At 63.1% G+C, this 16,771-nt stretch carries 16 protein-coding genes; 14 read left to right on the top strand and 2 right to left on the bottom strand.

The window, feature by feature from the left end; translation table 11 throughout:
* Window positions 1-145: 145 nt before the first annotated feature.
* Entirely contained in the window at window positions 146-3,439 is a 3,294-nt protein-coding gene (gene rne / locus N805_RS15020) for a ribonuclease E (protein ID WP_019472797.1), read from the bottom strand.
* 795 nt (window positions 3,440-4,234) lie between these two features.
* Here rne and rluC point away from each other — a divergent pair.
* From rluC to N805_RS15005, 3 genes are read left to right on the top strand one after another with little or no spacing between them, the layout of a single operon-like run.
* Window positions 4,235-5,191, top strand: a complete 957-nt coding sequence (rluC, locus tag N805_RS15015; RefSeq protein ID WP_026034610.1) for a 23S rRNA pseudouridine(955/2504/2580) synthase RluC — start codon at window positions 4,235-4,237, stop codon at window positions 5,189-5,191.
* Window positions 5,192-5,194: 3 nt separating this feature from the next.
* Window positions 5,195-5,869, top strand: a complete 675-nt coding sequence (locus N805_RS15010; RefSeq protein WP_019472795.1) for an HAD family hydrolase — start codon at window positions 5,195-5,197, stop codon at window positions 5,867-5,869.
* Window positions 5,870-5,875: 6 nt separating this feature from the next.
* Entirely contained in the window at window positions 5,876-6,865 is a 990-nt protein-coding gene (locus N805_RS15005; protein WP_019472794.1) for a S49 family peptidase, read from the top strand.
* Window positions 6,866-6,999: 134 nt separating this feature from the next.
* Here N805_RS15005 and N805_RS15000 read toward each other — a convergent pair whose 3' ends face one another.
* Complete coding sequence (locus tag N805_RS15000; RefSeq protein ID WP_019472793.1) at window positions 7,000-7,578, bottom strand: Maf family protein; 579 nt, start codon at window positions 7,576-7,578, stop codon at window positions 7,000-7,002.
* Window positions 7,579-7,674: 96 nt separating this feature from the next.
* Here N805_RS15000 and N805_RS29905 point away from each other — a divergent pair, with 96 nt between their 5' ends.
* From N805_RS29905 to N805_RS14945, 11 genes are all read left to right on the top strand, one after another.
* The gene (locus N805_RS29905) at window positions 7,675-8,202 is read left to right on the top strand and encodes a YceD family protein (RefSeq protein WP_080956812.1); all 528 of its coding nucleotides are present in this window, start codon (window positions 7,675-7,677) and stop codon (window positions 8,200-8,202) included.
* Between the two features lie 13 nt (window positions 8,203-8,215).
* Complete coding sequence (gene rpmF, locus N805_RS14990; protein WP_016485486.1) at window positions 8,216-8,398, top strand: 50S ribosomal protein L32; 183 nt, start codon at window positions 8,216-8,218, stop codon at window positions 8,396-8,398.
* 3 nt (window positions 8,399-8,401) lie between these two features.
* A complete protein-coding gene (gene plsX / locus N805_RS14985) occupies window positions 8,402-9,412 on the top strand; it encodes a phosphate acyltransferase PlsX (RefSeq protein ID WP_016500895.1) in 1,011 nt (336 codons plus the stop codon).
* 127 nt (window positions 9,413-9,539) lie between these two features.
* Complete coding sequence (gene fabD / locus N805_RS14980) at window positions 9,540-10,478, top strand: ACP S-malonyltransferase (RefSeq protein ID WP_019472791.1); 939 nt, start codon at window positions 9,540-9,542, stop codon at window positions 10,476-10,478.
* A 15-nt stretch (window positions 10,479-10,493) separates the two neighbouring features.
* The gene (gene fabG, locus N805_RS14975; protein WP_016500893.1) at window positions 10,494-11,234 is read left to right on the top strand and encodes a 3-oxoacyl-ACP reductase FabG; all 741 of its coding nucleotides are present in this window, start codon (window positions 10,494-10,496) and stop codon (window positions 11,232-11,234) included.
* Between the two features lie 202 nt (window positions 11,235-11,436).
* Window positions 11,437-11,673: an acyl carrier protein gene (acpP, locus tag N805_RS14970; RefSeq protein WP_012271163.1), complete on the top strand. Its 237-nt coding sequence runs from the start codon at window positions 11,437-11,439 to the stop codon at window positions 11,671-11,673.
* 189 nt (window positions 11,674-11,862) lie between these two features.
* Window positions 11,863-13,107 (top strand): beta-ketoacyl-ACP synthase II, encoded by a 1,245-nt coding sequence (fabF, locus tag N805_RS14965; RefSeq protein ID WP_012271164.1) that lies wholly within the window; start codon window positions 11,863-11,865, stop codon window positions 13,105-13,107.
* Complete coding sequence (gene pabC, locus N805_RS14960; RefSeq protein WP_019472790.1) at window positions 13,107-13,922, top strand: aminodeoxychorismate lyase; 816 nt, start codon at window positions 13,107-13,109, stop codon at window positions 13,920-13,922. Before fabF ends, pabC begins: the two co-directional genes overlap by 1 nt.
* 4 nt (window positions 13,923-13,926) lie before the next feature.
* The gene (gene mltG, locus N805_RS14955; protein WP_019472789.1) at window positions 13,927-15,144 is read left to right on the top strand and encodes an endolytic transglycosylase MltG; all 1,218 of its coding nucleotides are present in this window, start codon (window positions 13,927-13,929) and stop codon (window positions 15,142-15,144) included.
* Window positions 15,145-15,153: 9 nt separating this feature from the next.
* Complete coding sequence (gene tmk / locus N805_RS14950) at window positions 15,154-15,786, top strand: dTMP kinase (protein ID WP_019472788.1); 633 nt, start codon at window positions 15,154-15,156, stop codon at window positions 15,784-15,786.
* On the top strand, window positions 15,779-16,765 hold the full coding sequence (locus N805_RS14945; RefSeq protein ID WP_019472787.1) for a DNA polymerase III subunit delta': 987 nt from the start codon (window positions 15,779-15,781) through the stop codon (window positions 16,763-16,765). The genes tmk and N805_RS14945 overlap by 8 nt, the downstream gene beginning before the upstream one ends.
* Window positions 16,766-16,771: the final 6 nt, after the last annotated feature.

The following is a 16,771-nucleotide window of genomic DNA, read 5'->3' as shown; positions in this document are numbered from 1 at the left end:
CCCTCGCTGCCGTTGGCTTCTTCGAACGCCACCGTGGCACTGTGATGCCTCGGCGGGGGCGAGTCCATCGATTACAATAAGCGTCAAGCCAAGAAAAAGCCCCGCCAGTTCGCACTGGCGGGGCTTCTTCATTCAGCCTTGGCTATCAACCGTGATGAGGTTTGTGCTCATCGGCGGCTTCCAGGGCGGGCTCCTCGGAGGTTGCAGCAGCTTGCTGCGCAGCTTTGGCGGCGGCCTCGGCCTCACGCTTGCGGCGGCGCACTTCACGCGGGTCGTTCGGCGCGCGGCCGTTGGCCAGCATGACAGTCGCAGGCTCTACCTCAGCCGGGGCTTCAACCTGCGCAGGCTCGACTACCACTGGTGCAGGCTCGGCTACCACTTCTGGCTGGGCTTCGACAACCGGTGCTGGCTGCTCGGCGACCGGAGCGGTATCAACCGCAGCCGGAGCCTGTTCGATTTCACCTGCTTCGACGGCAGGCGCTTCAACAGGTGCCTCGGCGACGATCGAAGGTTGCGCAGCAGGCACTTCCTCAGCCACTGGCTGCGGAGCGACTTCGACCACTGGCTCGGCAGTTGCCTCGGCCACGATTACCGGCTGGCTGACAGGCTGCTCGACCACTGGGGCCACGGCCACTTCTTCAGCCTTGGCGACGGCTTCGACCTGCTCGACCTTTTCAGCTTGCTCGACCGGCGAGGCGGCTTCGCTGTTGTCGGTCTCTGCAACGGTGGCGACGTCGGCGGTGGCGCGCTCGGCTTGCTGGTTGGCCTGGGCTTCGGCGTCGGCGCTGATGTTGCTGCTGGCGACAGCGGCAGTCACGGCCAGGCCTGCGGCCAGTTCGGCACCCAGCTCAGTGGCCTGGTGCTGTTGTGGCTGCTCTTCGCTGCCTTCGTCCTCTTCGCCACCGTCGATCAGCTCGCCATTGGCGTTGCGCTGGCGCTCACGACGGTTGCTGCGACGACGCTGACCACGGGAGCGGCGGCGCGGGCGCTCGCCATCGGTGCCTTCCTGATCGTCTTGCAGCGACTCTTCGTTCGGCAGTTGCTCTTCGGCCAGTTCGGCAGCCTGCTCGGCAGCTTCTTCAGCTACACGTGGCTGGCGCTCTTCGCGAGGTGGGCGCGGGGCACGTTCTTCGCGCGGAGCGCGCTCTTCACGAGGTGCGCGTTCTTCACGTGGGGCGCGCTCTTCACGCGGAGCACGTTCTTCGCGAGGTGTGCGCTCTTCACGTGGGGCACGTTCTTCGCGAGGTGCGCGCTCTTCACGTGGAGCACGTTCTTCGCGGGCTACACGCTCTTCACGCGGCTGACGCTCTTCGCGTTCGGCTGGCGGGGTGGCATCCAGCGGCTCGCGCAGCTCACGCACGCGTTCTTCGCCGCGGTTGCTTCGGCGGTCTTCGCGAGGCTGGCGTGGGGCGCGTTCTTCGCGTGGGGCGCGTTCTTCACGTGGTGCACGCTCTTCGCGCGGGGCGCGTTCTTCACGTGGTGCACGCTCTTCGCGTGGTGCACGCTCTTCGCGTGGAGCGCGCTCTTCACGTGGCGCACGCTCCTCACGCGGCTGGCGTTCTTCGCGCGGGGCACGTTCTTCACGCGGCTTGCGCTCTTCGTCACGGCGGCCGTTACGGTTGCGGGTCTGCTGACGGCCGTTGCGGCGCTCTTCGTTGCGCGGGCTGCGCTCGGCAGCTGGCTTCTCGGCGACGACCGGCGCAGCAGCAGGTTCGTCCTTGCCGGCGAACAGGCTCACCAGCGACTTCACCAGGCCTTTGAACAGGCTTGGCTCCGGGGCGCTCGGGGCAGGGGCGGCCGGGGCGACAGGCTGTGGCTCTTCAGCAACCGGTACTGGCGCGTTGGTACGGGCCGGTGCGGTCTTGACCGCCGCTTCCTGGCGTACCAGGGTGCGGGTGGCGGCCTGCTGTGGTGCCTCTTCGGTCTCGGTGGCGGCGATCTCGTAGCTGGACTGGTTGTTCAGCACTTCCGGGTTGTCGTCGCGCAGGCGCTGGACTTCGAAGTGCGGGGTTTCCAGGTGATCGTTCGGCAGGATGATGATGCGTGCACGGGTGCGCAGTTCGATCTTGGTAATCGAGTTGCGTTTCTCGTTGAGCAGGAACGCGGCCACCGGGATCGGCACTTGTGCACGGACTTCGGCGGTGCGGTCCTTCAGGGCTTCTTCTTCGATCAGGCGCAAAATGGCCAGCGACAGCGACTCGACGTCACGGATGATGCCGGTGCCGGAGCAGCGTGGGCAGACGATGCCGCTGCTTTCGCCCAGCGACGGGCGCAGGCGCTGACGGGACATTTCCAGCAGGCCGAAGCGCGAAATGCGGCCAACCTGAACGCGGGCACGGTCAGCTTCCAGGCACTCGCGCACGCGTTCTTCCACGGCACGCTGGTTTTTCGCCGGGGTCATGTCGATGAAGTCGATGACGATCAGGCCGCCAATGTCACGCAGGCGCAGCTGGCGGGCGATTTCCTCGGCCGCTTCCAGGTTGGTCTGCAGGGCGGTTTCTTCGATGTCGCTGCCTTTGGTGGCGCGCGCCGAGTTGATGTCGATGGACACCAGGGCTTCGGTCGGGTCGATCACGATCGAACCACCGGACGGCAGGTCGACCACGCGCTGGAAGGCGGTTTCGATCTGGCTTTCGATCTGGAAGCGGTTGAACAGCGGTACGCTGTCTTCGTACAGCTTCACCTTGCTGGCGTACTGCGGCATCACCTGGCGGATGAAGGTCAGGGCTTCTTCCTGGGCATCGATGCTGTCGATCAGCACTTCGCCGATGTCCTGGCGCAGGTAGTCACGGATAGCGCGGATGATGACGTTGCTTTCCTGGTAGATCAGGAAGGGCGCAGCGCGGTCCAGGGACGCTTCCTTGATGGCGGTCCACAGCTGCAGCAGGTAGTCGAGGTCCCACTGCATTTCTTCACTGCTGCGGCCCAGGCCGGCAGTGCGCACGATCAGGCCCATGTCGCCCGGCACGGTCAGGCCGTTCAGGGCTTCGCGCAGTTCGTTGCGCTCTTCGCCTTCGATGCGGCGGGAGATGCCGCCAGCACGCGGGTTGTTGGGCATCAGCACCAGGTAGCGGCCGGCCAGGCTGATGAAGGTGGTGAGGGCGGCGCCTTTGTTGCCGCGCTCTTCCTTCTCGACCTGGACAATGACTTCCTGGCCTTCGCTGAGCACTTCCTTGATGTTCACCCGGCCTTCGGGGGCTTTCTTGAAGTATTCGCGGGAGATTTCTTTCAGCGGCAGGAAGCCGTGACGTTCGGAACCGAAGTCGACGAAGGCGGCTTCGAGGCTAGGTTCGATGCGGGTGATCTTGCCTTTGTAGATGTTGGCCTTTTTCTGCTCTCGCGCACCAGACTCGATGTCCAGGTCGTAGAGACGTTGGCCGTCCACCAGGGCTACACGCAACTCTTCGGGTTGAGTTGCGTTAATCAGCATTCTTTTCATGTTGTACCGTCGGTTTCCGGGCTGCCGGAAACGGCGTTCGGCACACACGACGTCTCATGGTCGGTGCCAAGGTGCGCAAAGGGTGGCCGGGCCACCCCCGTGTCGAGCGACGTTCGGCACCAGCCGGTTGCCCAGCCTGCCGTTGTCGCGACGACGCGTCCTGTTTGCTGCGGTGCCAACAAGGCCCCGGTGGCTTCGAATGGAGATCGAATCAACCAAGCGGGCCTTGTGCACTCAGTCAGGAGGAGGAATCAACCTTCAGCCGTGGACGCCCGGGGGCATCTGTTCAGGACCTTATCCGCTCGCCAGCCGTCAGTGGGCTGGTGGCCGGACGCGGTGCTACACGGTCCGAGGGCTGTGCATCTCCACCCTGCACGTATCCCTGATAATTCGGGTGCTGCCGCGCGCTGAATCCGCAACGGGTTGCATTTTTCGCCACTGCAGGTACTGCACTGGCGCCATTCATGTCCAAGGCAGGTATTTCCGAAGCATTCGCCGTGCGTTGCGTGGAAGCGACGGGGCGGGCAGAGGGGCTGCGAAAAGAATCGGGTAAGCAGGTGAAACACCGCGCTTGTCGTTTTTTTTCGGTCTTCTCTACACGGCGCTGGTGGCGATTCCAGGCAATTCGGTAAACTGGCGAAAACCCCGTAGGACGGCCTCGCGTCCTGGAGAATTGCGTTGGTCAGGGCCGGCTCAAAGCCTGGTGCCGCTGGCCTGCCGCTTTTGGCGGCGTTCGCGACTATAGCAGCAATGATTAAGTGCTTCAATTCCATAAAAAATTGTTATGATCCCGCAATGACGACCAATACCCCTCCGACTTCCGGCGTTCAGCTGATCGAAGTCGCGCCGGAGCTTGCCGGCCAACGCATTGATAATTTCCTCATCACGGCCCTCAAGGGCGTGCCCAAGACTTTGGTCTACCGCATCCTGCGCAAGGGTGAAGTGCGGGTGAACAAAGGGCGGGTAAAGCCTGAGTACAAGATCCAGGCCGGCGACATCGTGCGGGTACCGCCCGTCCGCCTGCCGGAGCGTGACGAGCCGGCACCGGTAGCCCAGGGCCTGCTGCAGCGCCTTGAGGCGGCCATTGTCTACGAAGACAAGGCGCTGATCGTGATGAACAAGCCGTCCGGCATTGCCGTGCATGGCGGTAGCGGCCTGAGCTTTGGTGTGATCGAGGCGCTGCGCCAGCTACGCCCGGACGCCAAGGAGCTGGAGCTGGTGCACCGCCTGGACCGCGACACCTCCGGCCTGCTGATGATCGCCAAGAAGCGCAGCATGCTGCGCCACTTGCACGCTGCCCTGCGCGGCGATGGTGTCGACAAGCGCTACATGGCGCTGGTGCGCGGCCATTGGCCGACCTCGAAGAAGCAGGTGAACGCCCCGTTGCTCAAAAGCAACCTGCGCTCCGGCGAGCGCATGGTCGAAGTGAACGAGGAGGGCAAGGAAGCGTTGACCCTGTTCCGCGTGCTGCGCCGCTTTGGCGAGTTCGCCACCATTGTCGAGGCCCGCCCCATCACTGGGCGCACCCACCAGATTCGCGTGCACACCCTGCATGCCGGGCACATGATTGCCGGTGACAGCAAGTACGGTGACGAAGACTTCACGCGTGAAATTCGTGAGCTGGGGGGCAAGCGGCTGTTCCTGCATGCCTACGCACTGACCGTGCCGCTGCCGGATGGTGGTGAGCTCAAGCTTGAAGCGCCTGTGGATGAAGTCTGGGCGAAAACCATTGAACGTTTGAGTGCGTCCTGATCCATGAATAAAGGCTATGAGCTACTGATCTTCGACTGGGACGGTACCCTGGCCGATTCCATCGGGCGTATTGTCGAGGCCATGAATGCTGCCGCCGAGCGCGCCGGCGAGGCGCCCAGCCACGACGACGCGGTCAAGGGCATCATCGGTTTGGCCCTGGGTGAGGCGATCCATACCCTGTACCCGCACCTGGCGCCTGCGCAGGTCGAACGCTTCCGTCAGCACTATGCCGATATCTACATGGCGCTGGACCAGCAGCCTTCGCCGCTGTTCGAGGGCGTGGTTGAGTCGCTGGATGCCTTCCGTGCCAAGGGTTACCGCCTGGCGGTGGCCACGGGCAAGGCACGTCGGGGGCTGGACCGGGTGCTCAAGGCCAATGGTTGGGAGCAGTTCTTCGACATCACCCGCGCAGCCGACGAAACCCGAGGCAAGCCGCACCCGCTTATGCTCGAAGAAATCCTCGGCCATTGCGGCGTCGAACCGGGGCGTGCGCTGATGGTCGGAGATTCGGCATTCGACCTGCAGATGGCCAGCAATGCCGGCATGCATTCGGTGGCAGTGGGCTATGGTGCCATGCCGCTGCAGGCGCTGGCCGAGTTTGGTCCGCAGGTGTGCATCGATCATTTTTCCCAGCTGCGCGAGTGGCTGGATGGTTCCGCAATTCCATTTCCAAGGTAGGTAAGCATGGCAGACGAATGGAAAGCCCCCGAGGCCGAGCCCGATGAGCGCGAAGAGCGCAAGAGCTGGCAGTTGCTTGAAAAGACCTTGCTGGCCAGTGTGCAGGAACAGCGCCGGGCGCGGCGCTGGGGGATTTTCTTCAAGCTGCTGACGTTCGCCTACCTGTTCGGCTTGCTGGTGTTGTTCACGCCGCTGATGGACATGGACAAGGCAGCTTCACGCAGCGCCAGCCATACCGCGCTGGTCGAGGTGCGCGGGGTGATTGCCGACCAGGAGGCCGCCAGCGCGGACAATATCGTCAAGAGCCTGCGCGAGGCCTTCAAGGACAGCAAGACCAAGGCTGTGGTAATGCGCATCAACAGCCCGGGTGGCAGCCCGGTGCAGGCGGGTTACGTGTACGACGAAATTCGCCGCCTGCGGGCTGAGTACCCGGCGATCAAGTTGTATGCGGTCATCGCCGATCTCGGTGCTTCTGGTGCCTATTACATTGCCAGTGCGGCGGACGAGATCTATGCCGACAAAGCCAGCCTGGTGGGTTCCATTGGCGTGACGGCAGCCGGTTATGGCTTTGTCGGCACCATGGAGAAGCTGGGTGTGGAGCGGCGTGCCTACACCTCGGGTGAGCACAAGGCCTTCCTTGATCCGTTCTCGCCTGAAAAGCCCGAAGAAACCCGGTTCTGGCAGGGTGTGCTGGATACCACGCACCAGCAGTTCATTGCCATGGTCAAGCAGGGGCGGGGTGACCGCCTGAAGGACAAGGAGCACCCGGAGTTGTTCAGCGGCCTGGTCTGGTCGGGCGAGCAGGCCAAGGCGTTGGGGCTGGTCGATGGGCTGGGCAGTGCCAGCTATGTGGCGCGTGAGGTTGTCGGTGAGAAGGAGTTGGTGGACTTCACTGTTCAGGAATCGCCTTTCGATCGCTTCTCCAAGCGCGTAGGTGCCAGCGTGGCTGAGCACCTGGCGATGTGGATGGGGTTCCAGGGGCCTCAGCTACGCTGAAACTGCTGGGGGCGCTTTGCGCCCCAATCGCGACACAAGGCCGCTCCTACAGGGGCGCGTGTGGCTTGGCGCGGCACGATCCCTGTAGGAGCGGCCTTGTGTCGCGATGGGCCGCAACGCGGCCCCCCCAAATATCAAGGGATGACAACGCCTTCCTTGGTCAGCATATCCACCAACCGAATCAGCGGCAGGCCGATCAGGCTGGTCGCATCGCACCCATGTGTGCTCTGGAACAAACTCACCCCCAGCCCCTCCGCCTTGAAGCTCCCTGCGCAATCCAGCGGCTGTTCCGCCGTCACGTAACGCTCTACCCGCTCCCTGCTCAACTCACGCAGCGTCACCGTAAACGGCACGCAGTCCACCTGGCAGTGCCCGGTCGCGCTGTTGAGCAGTGCCAGCCCGGTCAGAAAACTCACCTGCTGCCCGCTGCACTCCAACAGTTGCTCGCAGGCCCGCTCGAAGGTGTGCGGCTTGCCCAGCACTTGTTCGCCCAGCACTGCAACCTGGTCCGAGCCGATGATCAGGTGCCCGGGGTGGCTGCCCGCCAATGCCTCGGCCTTTTGCCTGGCCAGTCGGCGCACCAGGTCCACGGCGGGCTCGTCATCCCGTCGCTGTTCGTCTATATCGGGGCTCGCCCAGGTAAAGGGCAAGCGCAGGCGTGTCAGCAGTTCGCGGCGATAGGCAGAGCTGGAAGCCAGTAACAAAGGAAGCATGGTAGACTCCGTGTTCGGTTGAACCAATCCTATCATGCACGATGCCGCCGAAATTCCTTTGACAGGGACGGGGGGCATCCCTAGAATGCTGCGCCTATGTTGAATGACCCGATTCCACCTCACGTTGACCCGCGCAAATTAGCCGATCGTGGCGTAACCCTTAACGGTTCGCTGCAACTCGCTGATTTGGAAAGACTCTGCGACCCGCTTTCCGACAATGTCGGTACGGTGCAGGCGAAGTTCGATTTTGAACGAGATGAACAGCACGTAGTGGTTATCCACACCGAGCTGAACGTCGAGGTCAAGATGGTTTGCCAGCGTTGTCTTGAGCTGGTCACCCTGCCGATCTCCAGCGAATGTACATACGCTGTGGTGAAGGAGGGTGCGAATACCCAGTCGTTGCCGAAAGGCTATGACGTGCTGGAACTGGGCGAAGATCCTTTGGATCTGCAGGCATTGGTCGAGGAGGAGCTTCTGCTTGCCTTGCCAATCGTGCCTGCTCACCATCCGGAAGAATGCCAGCAGCCGGCGGGCGCAGACGAGCCCGAATCGAGCAAGGACGAGGTATCGCGGTCCAACCCGTTCAGTGTTTTGGCGCAGTTAAAGCGTGACCCAAACGTTTAGGAGTTAATCAATTATGGCTGTTCAGCAGAACAAAAAATCCCGCTCTGCCCGTGACATGCGCCGTTCGCACGACGCCCTGTCGGAAAACGCGCTGTCGGTAGAAAAGACCACCGGTGAAATTCACCTGCGTCACCACGTTTCGCCAGAAGGCGTATACCGTGGTCGTAAAGTGATCGATAAGGGCGCTGACGAGTAATCCTTGTCCGCTCAGATCATCGCGATCGACGCAATGGGCGGGGACTTCGGTCCCCGCAGCATTGTCCAGGCTAGCATTGCCTGCCTTTCGGCTACTCCCTCGCTGCACCTGACCCTCGTCGGTCAACCCTCCCTCCTAGAAGATCTTGTCAGCGGCCTTGCAGCTGCGGATCGCGCGCGCCTGCAGATTGTCGCCGCCAGTGAGGTGATCGGTATGGACGAGCGGCCCTCCCAGGCGCTACGCGGCAAGCCGGACTCGTCGATGCGCATCGCCCTCGAACTGGTGCGCGATGGCAAGGCCCAGGCCTGCGTCAGTGCTGGCAACACCGGGGCGCTGATGGCGCTGTCACGCTTCGTGCTCAAAACCTTGCCGGGTATTGATCGGCCAGCCATGGTGGCGGCCATCCCGACCCAGGCGGGTTATTGCCAGCTGCTCGACCTGGGGGCCAATGTCGATTGCAGCGCAGAAAACCTCTACCAGTTCGCGGTAATGGGCTCGGTGGCCGCCCAGGCCCTGGGTGTGCATCGGCCGCGTGTGGCGTTGCTTAACATCGGCACCGAGGACATCAAGGGCAACCAGCAGGTCAAGCTGGCGGCCACGCTGTTGCAGAACGCTCGCGGCCTTAACTATGTGGGGTTCGTCGAAGGGGATGGCCTGTACAGGGGGGAGGCGGACGTGGTGGTGTGCGACGGTTTTGTCGGCAACATCCTGCTCAAATCCAGCGAGGGTTTGGCAACGATGATCGGTGCGCGCATCGAAAAGCTGTTCAAGGGCGGTGCTTTTGCTCGCGTAGCCGGGGCCGTGGCCATGCCCCTGCTCAAGCGCTTGCAGGCCGACCTGGCGCCAGCGCGGCACAATGGGGCGAGCTTTCTGGGGTTGCAGGGTATCGTCATCAAGAGCCATGGCTCGGCGGGCGTGCAGGGCTTCCAGAGCGCCATCCAGCGGGCGTTGATCGAAATTCAGGAAAACCTGCCGCAGCGCCTGCATGGCCGCCTTGAAGACCTGTTGCCTTAGGCATTTCGGCGATGAAGTGCTTAAATGTGACCGCTTGGTCTGCGTTTCCATCCAAGTTTTCAGATTCCGCGCCTGGCCTACGGCTTGGCGCACCCTATCCGACGACAAGATCATAAGGGCTTGTTCAATGTCTGCATCCCTCGCATTTGTCTTTCCCGGTCAAGGTTCCCAGTCGCTGGGCATGCTCGCCGAGCTCGGCGCCGAGAAGCCAGTGATCATCGAAACTTTCAAGGAAGCTTCCGAAGCGCTCGGTTACGACCTGTGGAAGCTGATCCAGGAAGGCCCGGAAGAGCAACTCAACCAGACCGACAAGACCCAGCCGGCCATCCTCACCGCGTCCATCGCGCTGTGGCGCCTGTGGCTGGAGGAGGGTGGCGCCAAGCCGGCCTTCGTTTCCGGTCACAGCCTGGGTGAATACAGCGCCTTGGTTGCCGCTGGCAGCATCAGCCTGAAAGACGCCGTTCGCCTGGTCGAGCGCCGTGGTCAGTTGATGCAGGAGGCCGTGCCGGCAGGTCACGGTGCCATGGCTGCAATCCTTGGCCTGGACGACGCCGTGGTCGTAGAAATCTGCGCCGAAGCGGCAGAAGACCAAGTGGTCAGCGCCGTCAACTTCAACTCGCCTGGCCAGGTGGTCATCGCCGGTAACAAGGCTGCGGTAGATCGCGCCATGGAGCTGTGCAAGGCCAAAGGTGCCAAGCGCGCCCTGCCGCTGGCAGTCAGCGTGCCGTCGCACTGTGCCCTGATGAAGCCGGCCGCCGAGCGCTTTGCAGAATCGGTCAATGCCATCGAATGGAAGGCGCCGCAAATTCCGGTGGTACAGAACGTCACCGCTGCCATTGCCGCCGACCTCGATGCCCTCAAGCATGACCTGCTGGCACAGCTGTACCAGCCTGTGCGCTGGGTCGAGTGCGTGCAGACCCTGGCTGCCAACGGTGCAGTCAACCTGGTCGAGTGCGGCCCGGGCAAGGTCCTGGCTGGCCTGAACAAGCGTTGCGCCGACGGCGTGACCACCTACAACCTCAATACCCCTGACGCCGTTGCCGCCACCCGCGCGGCACTGGCCTGATTTGGAGAAGCTTGCATGAGCCTGCAAGGTAAAGTTGCACTGGTCACCGGCGCCAGCCGTGGCATTGGCCAGGCCATCGCCCTCGAGCTGGGCCGCCAGGGCGCGACCGTGATCGGTACCGCCACTTCGGCCTCCGGCGCCGAGCGCATTGCTGCCACCCTGAAAGAGCACGGTATCACCGGCACCGGCATGGAGCTGAACGTGACCAGCGCCGAATCCGTTGAAGCTGTTTTGGGTGCCATCGCCGAACAGTTTGGCGCGCCGGCCATCCTGGTCAACAACGCCGGTATCACCCGCGACAACCTCATGCTGCGCATGAAGGATGACGAGTGGTTCGACGTGATCGACACCAACCTGAACAGCCTCTACCGTCTGTCCAAGGGCGTGCTGCGTGGCATGACCAAGGCACGTTGGGGTCGTATCATCAGCATCGGCTCGGTTGTCGGTGCCATGGGTAACGCTGGCCAGGCCAACTACGCCGCCGCCAAGGCTGGCCTGGAAGGCTTTAGCCGCGCCCTGGCGCGTGAAGTGGGCTCGCGTGGTATCACCGTCAACTCGGTGACCCCGGGCTTTATCGACACCGACATGACCCGCGAGCTCCCAGAAGCGCAGCGTGAAGCCCTGCAAACCCAGATTCCGCTGGGCCGCCTGGGCCAGGCCGACGAAATTGCCAAGGTGGTTTCGTTCCTGGCATCCGACGGTGCAGCCTACGTGACCGGCGCTACCGTGCCGGTCAACGGCGGGATGTACATGTAACACTGCAACTCAATGTGACGGATTTCGTAAAAAAAGAGTCATACTGCGAGCCTAAAATCCGTTATAAAGCTGCAATCAGATTCCAGGCAGCGGGTGCGGTGACTGCCTGAAGGTGTGTTTCGCTTGAAAAGCGAACGTCTTTCTATAAAATTAGCCACCGGCCAGCTGCCTGACATATATCCATTAGGAGTGAAAACTAGGTATGAGCACCATCGAAGAACGCGTCAAGAAAATCGTCGCCGAGCAACTGGGCGTGAAGGAAGATGAAGTGACCAACGAGAAGTCCTTCGTCGATGACCTGGGTGCCGATTCGCTTGACACCGTTGAGCTGGTGATGGCTCTGGAAGAGGAATTCGAGACCGAAATCCCTGACGAAGAAGCCGAGAAAATCACTACCGTTCAAGCCGCTATCGACTACGTCAACAGCCACAAGGCCTAAGACGCTGTAGTCGTCGCTTCTTGACGAGAAAAACCGCACTGCCTTTGCCGGCGTGCGGTTTTTTCTTTGCGAACGTGCTGCTTTTTGGCGAGCCGGCTTCGCTCACCGCGCACCAAGAGCCTGTTGCCATTCCATTCCAGCGCTTGAATGTAATCGCAAGAGACTCTGTTATTAGAAAAGGAGAGTACTGTGTCGCGTAGACGCGTCGTGGTCACCGGTATGGGTATGCTGTCGCCACTGGGTACCGATGTACCGAGCACCTGGCAGGGCATTCTGGCTGGCCGCAGTGGCATTGGTCCGATCGAACACACGGACCTGTCTGCTTACTCCACCCGTTTTGGCGGCTCGGTGAAAGGCTTTGAGGTCGAGCAATACCTGTCGGCCAAAGAGGCTCGCAAGCTTGACCTGTTCATCCAGTACGGCCTGGCGGCCGGTTTCCAGGCGGTGCGTAATGCCGGCCTGGAGGTTACCGACGCCAACCGTGAGCGCATTGGCGTGGCCATGGGCTCGGGAATCGGCGGCCTGACCAATATCGAGGAAACCAGCCGTACGCTGCACGATTCGGGGCCGCGTCGCATTTCGCCGTTCTTCGTGCCGGGCTCGATCATCAACATGATCTCCGGGTTCCTGTCGATCCATCTGGGCCTGCAGGGGCCTAACTACGCCATTGCCACCGCCTGCACCACTGGCACTCACTGCATCGGCATGGCCGCGCGCAATATCGCCTACGGTGAAGCTGACGTGATGATCGCGGGTGGCGCCGAGATGGCAGCCTGCGGCCTGGGCATGGGCGGTTTCGGTGCCTCGCGTGCGCTGTCCACCCGCAACGACGAGCCAAGCCGGGCCAGCCGCCCGTGGGACAAGGGCCGTGACGGCTTTGTATTGTCCGACGGTGCCGGTGCCCTGGTACTCGAAGAGCTGGAACACGCCAAGGCCCGTGGTGCGACCATCTATGCCGAGCTGGTTGGCTTTGGCATGAGCGGCGACGCCTATCACATGACTTCGCCACCTGACACCGGCGAAGGCGCCGCCCGCTGCATGGCCAACGCCTTGCGCGATGCCGGCATACAGCCGGAAGAGGTCAGCTACATCAACGCCCACGGTACCTCGACCCCTGCGGGTGACGTGGCCGAAGTGGCCGCGATCAAGCGCGTGTTCGGTGAGCATGCCTACAAGCTGGCTGTCAGTTCGACCAAGTCGATGACCGGCCACCTGCTGGGCGCTGCGGGTGCGGTGGAAGCGATCTTCAGCGTGCTGGCGATCAACAGCCAGATGGCTCCGCCTACCATCAACCTGGACGAACCGGACGAAGGTTGCGACCTCGACTTCGTACCGCACCAGGCGCGCAGCATGCCGATCGACGTGGTGCTGTCCAACTCGTTCGGCTTTGGCGGCACCAACGGCTCGCTGGTGTTCCGCCGGTTCGCCGGTTGATGCACTGCTGGGTTGATGGCCAGCCCGCGGTTGCAGTCAACCTGCAAAACCGCGGCCTGGCCTACGGCGATGGCCTGTTCGAAACCATCGCTGTGCGTGGCGGCCGGCCCAGCTTGCTGGACGGCCACCTGGCACGCCTGGCGCTGGGTTGTCAGCGCCTGGCAATCAGCGCCGACCTGGCGCTGGTGCGCGACGAGCTCCTGCGCTATGCCAGCCTGCTCGGTGAAGGTGTAGCCAAACTTATCCTTACCCGTGGTGACAGCCAGCGTGGCTATGCGCCGCTTGCCGGTGCTGCGCCACGGCGAATCCTGCAGGGTAGCCCGTTACCCAGCTATCCTGTCGAGCATGCCGAGCAAGGTGTGCGCTTGTTCCTGTGCCAGACCCGGCTTGGGGAACAACCGCTGCTGGCTGGCCTCAAACACCTCAACCGCCTGGAGCAGGTGCTGGCCCGTGCCGAATGGCAGGACAGCGACCATGCCGAAGGCCTGATGCGTGACGGGCAGGGCAGGGTGATCGAAGGGGTGTACAGCAATCTGTTCCTGGTGCGCGATGGCGTGTTGTTCACTGCCGACCTCAGCCGTTGTGGGGTGGCCGGGGTGATGCGTGCTGCATTGCTGGAACAGGCCGCGCTGCTGGGCATCCCGGCGCAGGTCGGTGACCTGCCGTTCGACGCGCTGGAGCAGGCAGATGAAGTATTTGTTTGCAATAGCGTTTACGGCATCTGGCCCGTGCGGGGCGTAGCCGCGCTAAACTGGTCGCCTGGCCCGCTCACCCGTAAACTGCAGGCCGTTGCCCGTACGTTACTGGAAACCTGAATTCGTGAGACGTAAATTCCTGCTACTGCTGGAACTGGGCTTGATCCTTGCCGGGTTGGCGCTTGGCTGGTCGGCCTGGAAGGTCAACTCGGTCCTGGAGCAGCCCTTGCACGTGACGCAGGAGCGCCTGCTCGACGTGCCCAATGGCACCAACCCGAACCGCATGTTCTATCGCATGGAACAAGAGGGGTTGCTCGACGACGCCGTCTGGTTGCGCTTGTACTGGCGCTTCAACATGGCTGGCACTGCCCTGCACACCGGCGAGTACCGCCTTACCCCAGGCATGACGGTCGAGCAGTTGTTCGACGCCTGGCGCCGGGCCGACGTGGTGCAGTACAACCTCACCCTGGTCGAAGGCTGGACCTTCCGTCAGGTGCGCTCGGCTGTGGCCAAGCATGAAAAGATCAAGCACACCCTGGACGGCCTGTCGGATTCCGAAGTGATGGACAAGCTCGGCCATACTGGCGTATTCCCCGAAGGGCGGTTTTTCCCGGACACCTACCGCTTTGTGCGCGGCATGAGCGATGTCGAGTTGCTGCAGCAAGCCTACATGCGCCTGGACGAAGTGCTGGCAAAGGAATGGGCCGTGCGCACCACCGACCTGCCATATCGCGACCCGTACCAGGCGTTGATCATGGCGTCGCTGGTGGAAAAGGAAACCGGTATCCCCCAGGAGCGTGGGCAGATTGCCGGCGTATTTGTACGGCGCCTGCGCCTGGGCATGATGCTGCAGACCGACCCGACGGTGATCTACGGCATGGGTGAGCGCTACAACGGCAAGATCACCCGCGCCGACTTGCGCGAACCGACGCCCTACAACACCTATACCATGACGGGGCTGCCGCCCACGCCGATTGCCATGGTCGGGCGCGAAGCGATTCACGCGGCGCTCAACCCGTCCAATGGCACCAGCCTGTACTTCGTCGCCCGCGGCGATGGCAGCCATGTGTTCTCCGACGACCTCGACGACCATAACTCGGCGGTGCGCGAGTTCCAGCTCAAGCGGCGTGCAGGCTACCGCTCCAGCCCCGCGCCGCAGCAAGAGGTAGAGCCGGGGGCTGACGACGCCCAGCCCCAGGTGCCTGCAGCGGACGAGCCGGCTGCACAGCCCTTGCCCGAAGAGCCGGCTGCACAGCCCCTACCCGAAGAGCCGCCTGTGCAGGACGCCCCTGCTGGCGGCGCGCAAGCGGCCGAACGGCCGACGCCTGACGAACAACATTAAGGACTGCCTGTGAGCGGCTTGTTTATTACGCTGGAAGGCCCCGAAGGCGCGGGCAAGAGCACCAACCGCGACTACCTGGCTGCGCGCTTGCGCGAGCAGGGCCTGGATGTAGTGCTGACCCGTGAACCTGGCGGTACGCCGCTGGCCGAAAAGGTCCGCGAGCTGCTGCTGGCACCCAGCGATGAGAGCATGGCGGCCGACACCGAGCTGTTGCTGGTGTTCGCTGCGCGCGCCCAGCACCTGGCGCAGGTAATCCGCCCGGCGCTGGCCCGCGGGGCCGTGGTGCTGTGTGACCGTTTTACCGACGCCACCTATGCCTATCAGGGCGGTGGGCGCGGTTTGTCGGTCGAGCGTATCGCCACCCTGGAGCAATTTGTCCAGGGTGACCTGCGCCCGGACCTGACCTTGGTCTTCGACCTGCCGGTGGAGGTGGGCCTGGCCCGTGCTGCCGCCCGCGGTCGTCTGGACCGTTTCGAGCAGGAGGGCCAGGCGTTCTTTGAAGCGGTGCGCCAGGCATACCTGCAGCGCGCCCAGCGCGAGCCTCAGCGCTACAGCCTGCTCGATGCCGCACAATCGCTGGAGGCTGTGCAGTGCGCCATCGATGTGCTGGTACCGGCGATTGTGGAGCGTTGCCGTGGCTGACGCCTACCCCTGGCAGCAGGCCCTTTGGCAGCAACTGGCCGGCCGCAGCCAGCACGCGCACGCCTACCTGCTGCACGGGCCGCAGGGTATCGGCAAGCGGGCCATGGCCGAGCGGCTGATGGCCCGCCTGCTTTGCCAGCAGCCCCAAGGGCTGGATGCCTGCGGCGGGTGCAAGTCCTGCCTGTTGCTCAAGGCCGGCAGCCACCCGGACAACTTTGTGCTTGAGCCTGAAGAGGCCGACAAGCCGATCAAGGTTGACCAGGTGCGCGAGCTGGTGGCGTTCGTGGTGCAAACCGCGCAATTGGGTGGGCGCAAGGTGGTGTTGATCGAGCCTGTCGAGGCGATGAACGTCAACGCCTCCAACGCGCTGCTCAAAAGCCTCGAGGAGCCTTCTGGCAATACGGTGCTGCTGCTGGTCACGCACCAGCCCAGCCGCTTGTTGCCGACCATCAAGAGCCGCTGCCAGCAGGTCGCTTGCCCGCAGCCAAGCCTGGCCCAGAGCCAGGCTTGGCTGGCCGGCGCGTTGCCCGACAGTGACGAGGCCGAGCGTGACGAACTGCTGACGCTGGCCGCCGGCTCGCCTTTGATGGCGGTCAGTTTGCAGGCGCAAGGTGTGCGCGAGCAGCGCGCGCTGGTCACAGACGGGGTGAAGAAGCTGATCAAGCAGCAGCAATCCCCCAGCCAGCTGGCCGATGCCTGGAACGGCGTGCCACTGCTGCTGCTGTTCGACTGGTTCTGCGATTGGGCGCACCTGATCCTGCGCTACCAGTTGACCCAGGACGAGGAGGGGTTAGGCTTGGCCGATATGCGCAAGGTTGTGCAGTACCTGGCGCAGAAGAGCCGTCAGGGCAAAGTGCTGGAGGTGCAGGCCTGGACCCTGGAGCAGCGCCAGAAGGTGCTGGGCAAGGCCAACCTCAACCGCGCCCTGCTGCTCGAATCGCTGCTGGCTCACTGGCTGCAACTGCCGGGTACCCGCTGATTTTCA

This window comes from Pseudomonas putida S13.1.2 (genome assembly GCF_000498395.2).
GTDB lineage: Bacteria > Pseudomonadota > Gammaproteobacteria > Pseudomonadales > Pseudomonadaceae > Aquipseudomonas > Aquipseudomonas putida_Q.
Note: the sequence above shows the minus strand (reverse complement) of the source record. Positions and strands in the feature narration are given on the sequence as shown.

Bases quoted from the DNA above. Each gene is read 5' to 3' on its own strand.
- rne (WP_019472797.1), bottom strand. From the start codon at position 3,439: ATGAAAAGAATGCTGATTAACGCAACTCAACCCGAAGAGTTGCGTGTA.
- rluC (WP_026034610.1), top strand. From the start codon at position 4,235: ATGACGACCAATACCCCTCCGACTTCCGGCGTTCAGCTGATCGAAGTC.
- N805_RS15010 (WP_019472795.1), top strand. From the start codon at position 5,195: ATGAATAAAGGCTATGAGCTACTGATCTTCGACTGGGACGGTACCCTG.
- N805_RS15005 (WP_019472794.1), top strand. From the start codon at position 5,876: ATGGCAGACGAATGGAAAGCCCCCGAGGCCGAGCCCGATGAGCGCGAA.
- N805_RS15000 (WP_019472793.1), bottom strand. From the start codon at position 7,578: ATGCTTCCTTTGTTACTGGCTTCCAGCTCTGCCTATCGCCGCGAACTG.
- N805_RS29905 (WP_080956812.1), top strand. From the start codon at position 7,675: ATGTTGAATGACCCGATTCCACCTCACGTTGACCCGCGCAAATTAGCC.
- rpmF (WP_016485486.1), top strand. From the start codon at position 8,216: ATGGCTGTTCAGCAGAACAAAAAATCCCGCTCTGCCCGTGACATGCGC.
- fabD (WP_019472791.1), top strand. From the start codon at position 9,540: ATGTCTGCATCCCTCGCATTTGTCTTTCCCGGTCAAGGTTCCCAGTCG.
- fabG (WP_016500893.1), top strand. From the start codon at position 10,494: ATGAGCCTGCAAGGTAAAGTTGCACTGGTCACCGGCGCCAGCCGTGGC.
- acpP (WP_012271163.1), top strand. From the start codon at position 11,437: ATGAGCACCATCGAAGAACGCGTCAAGAAAATCGTCGCCGAGCAACTG.
- pabC (WP_019472790.1), top strand. From the start codon at position 13,107: ATGCACTGCTGGGTTGATGGCCAGCCCGCGGTTGCAGTCAACCTGCAA.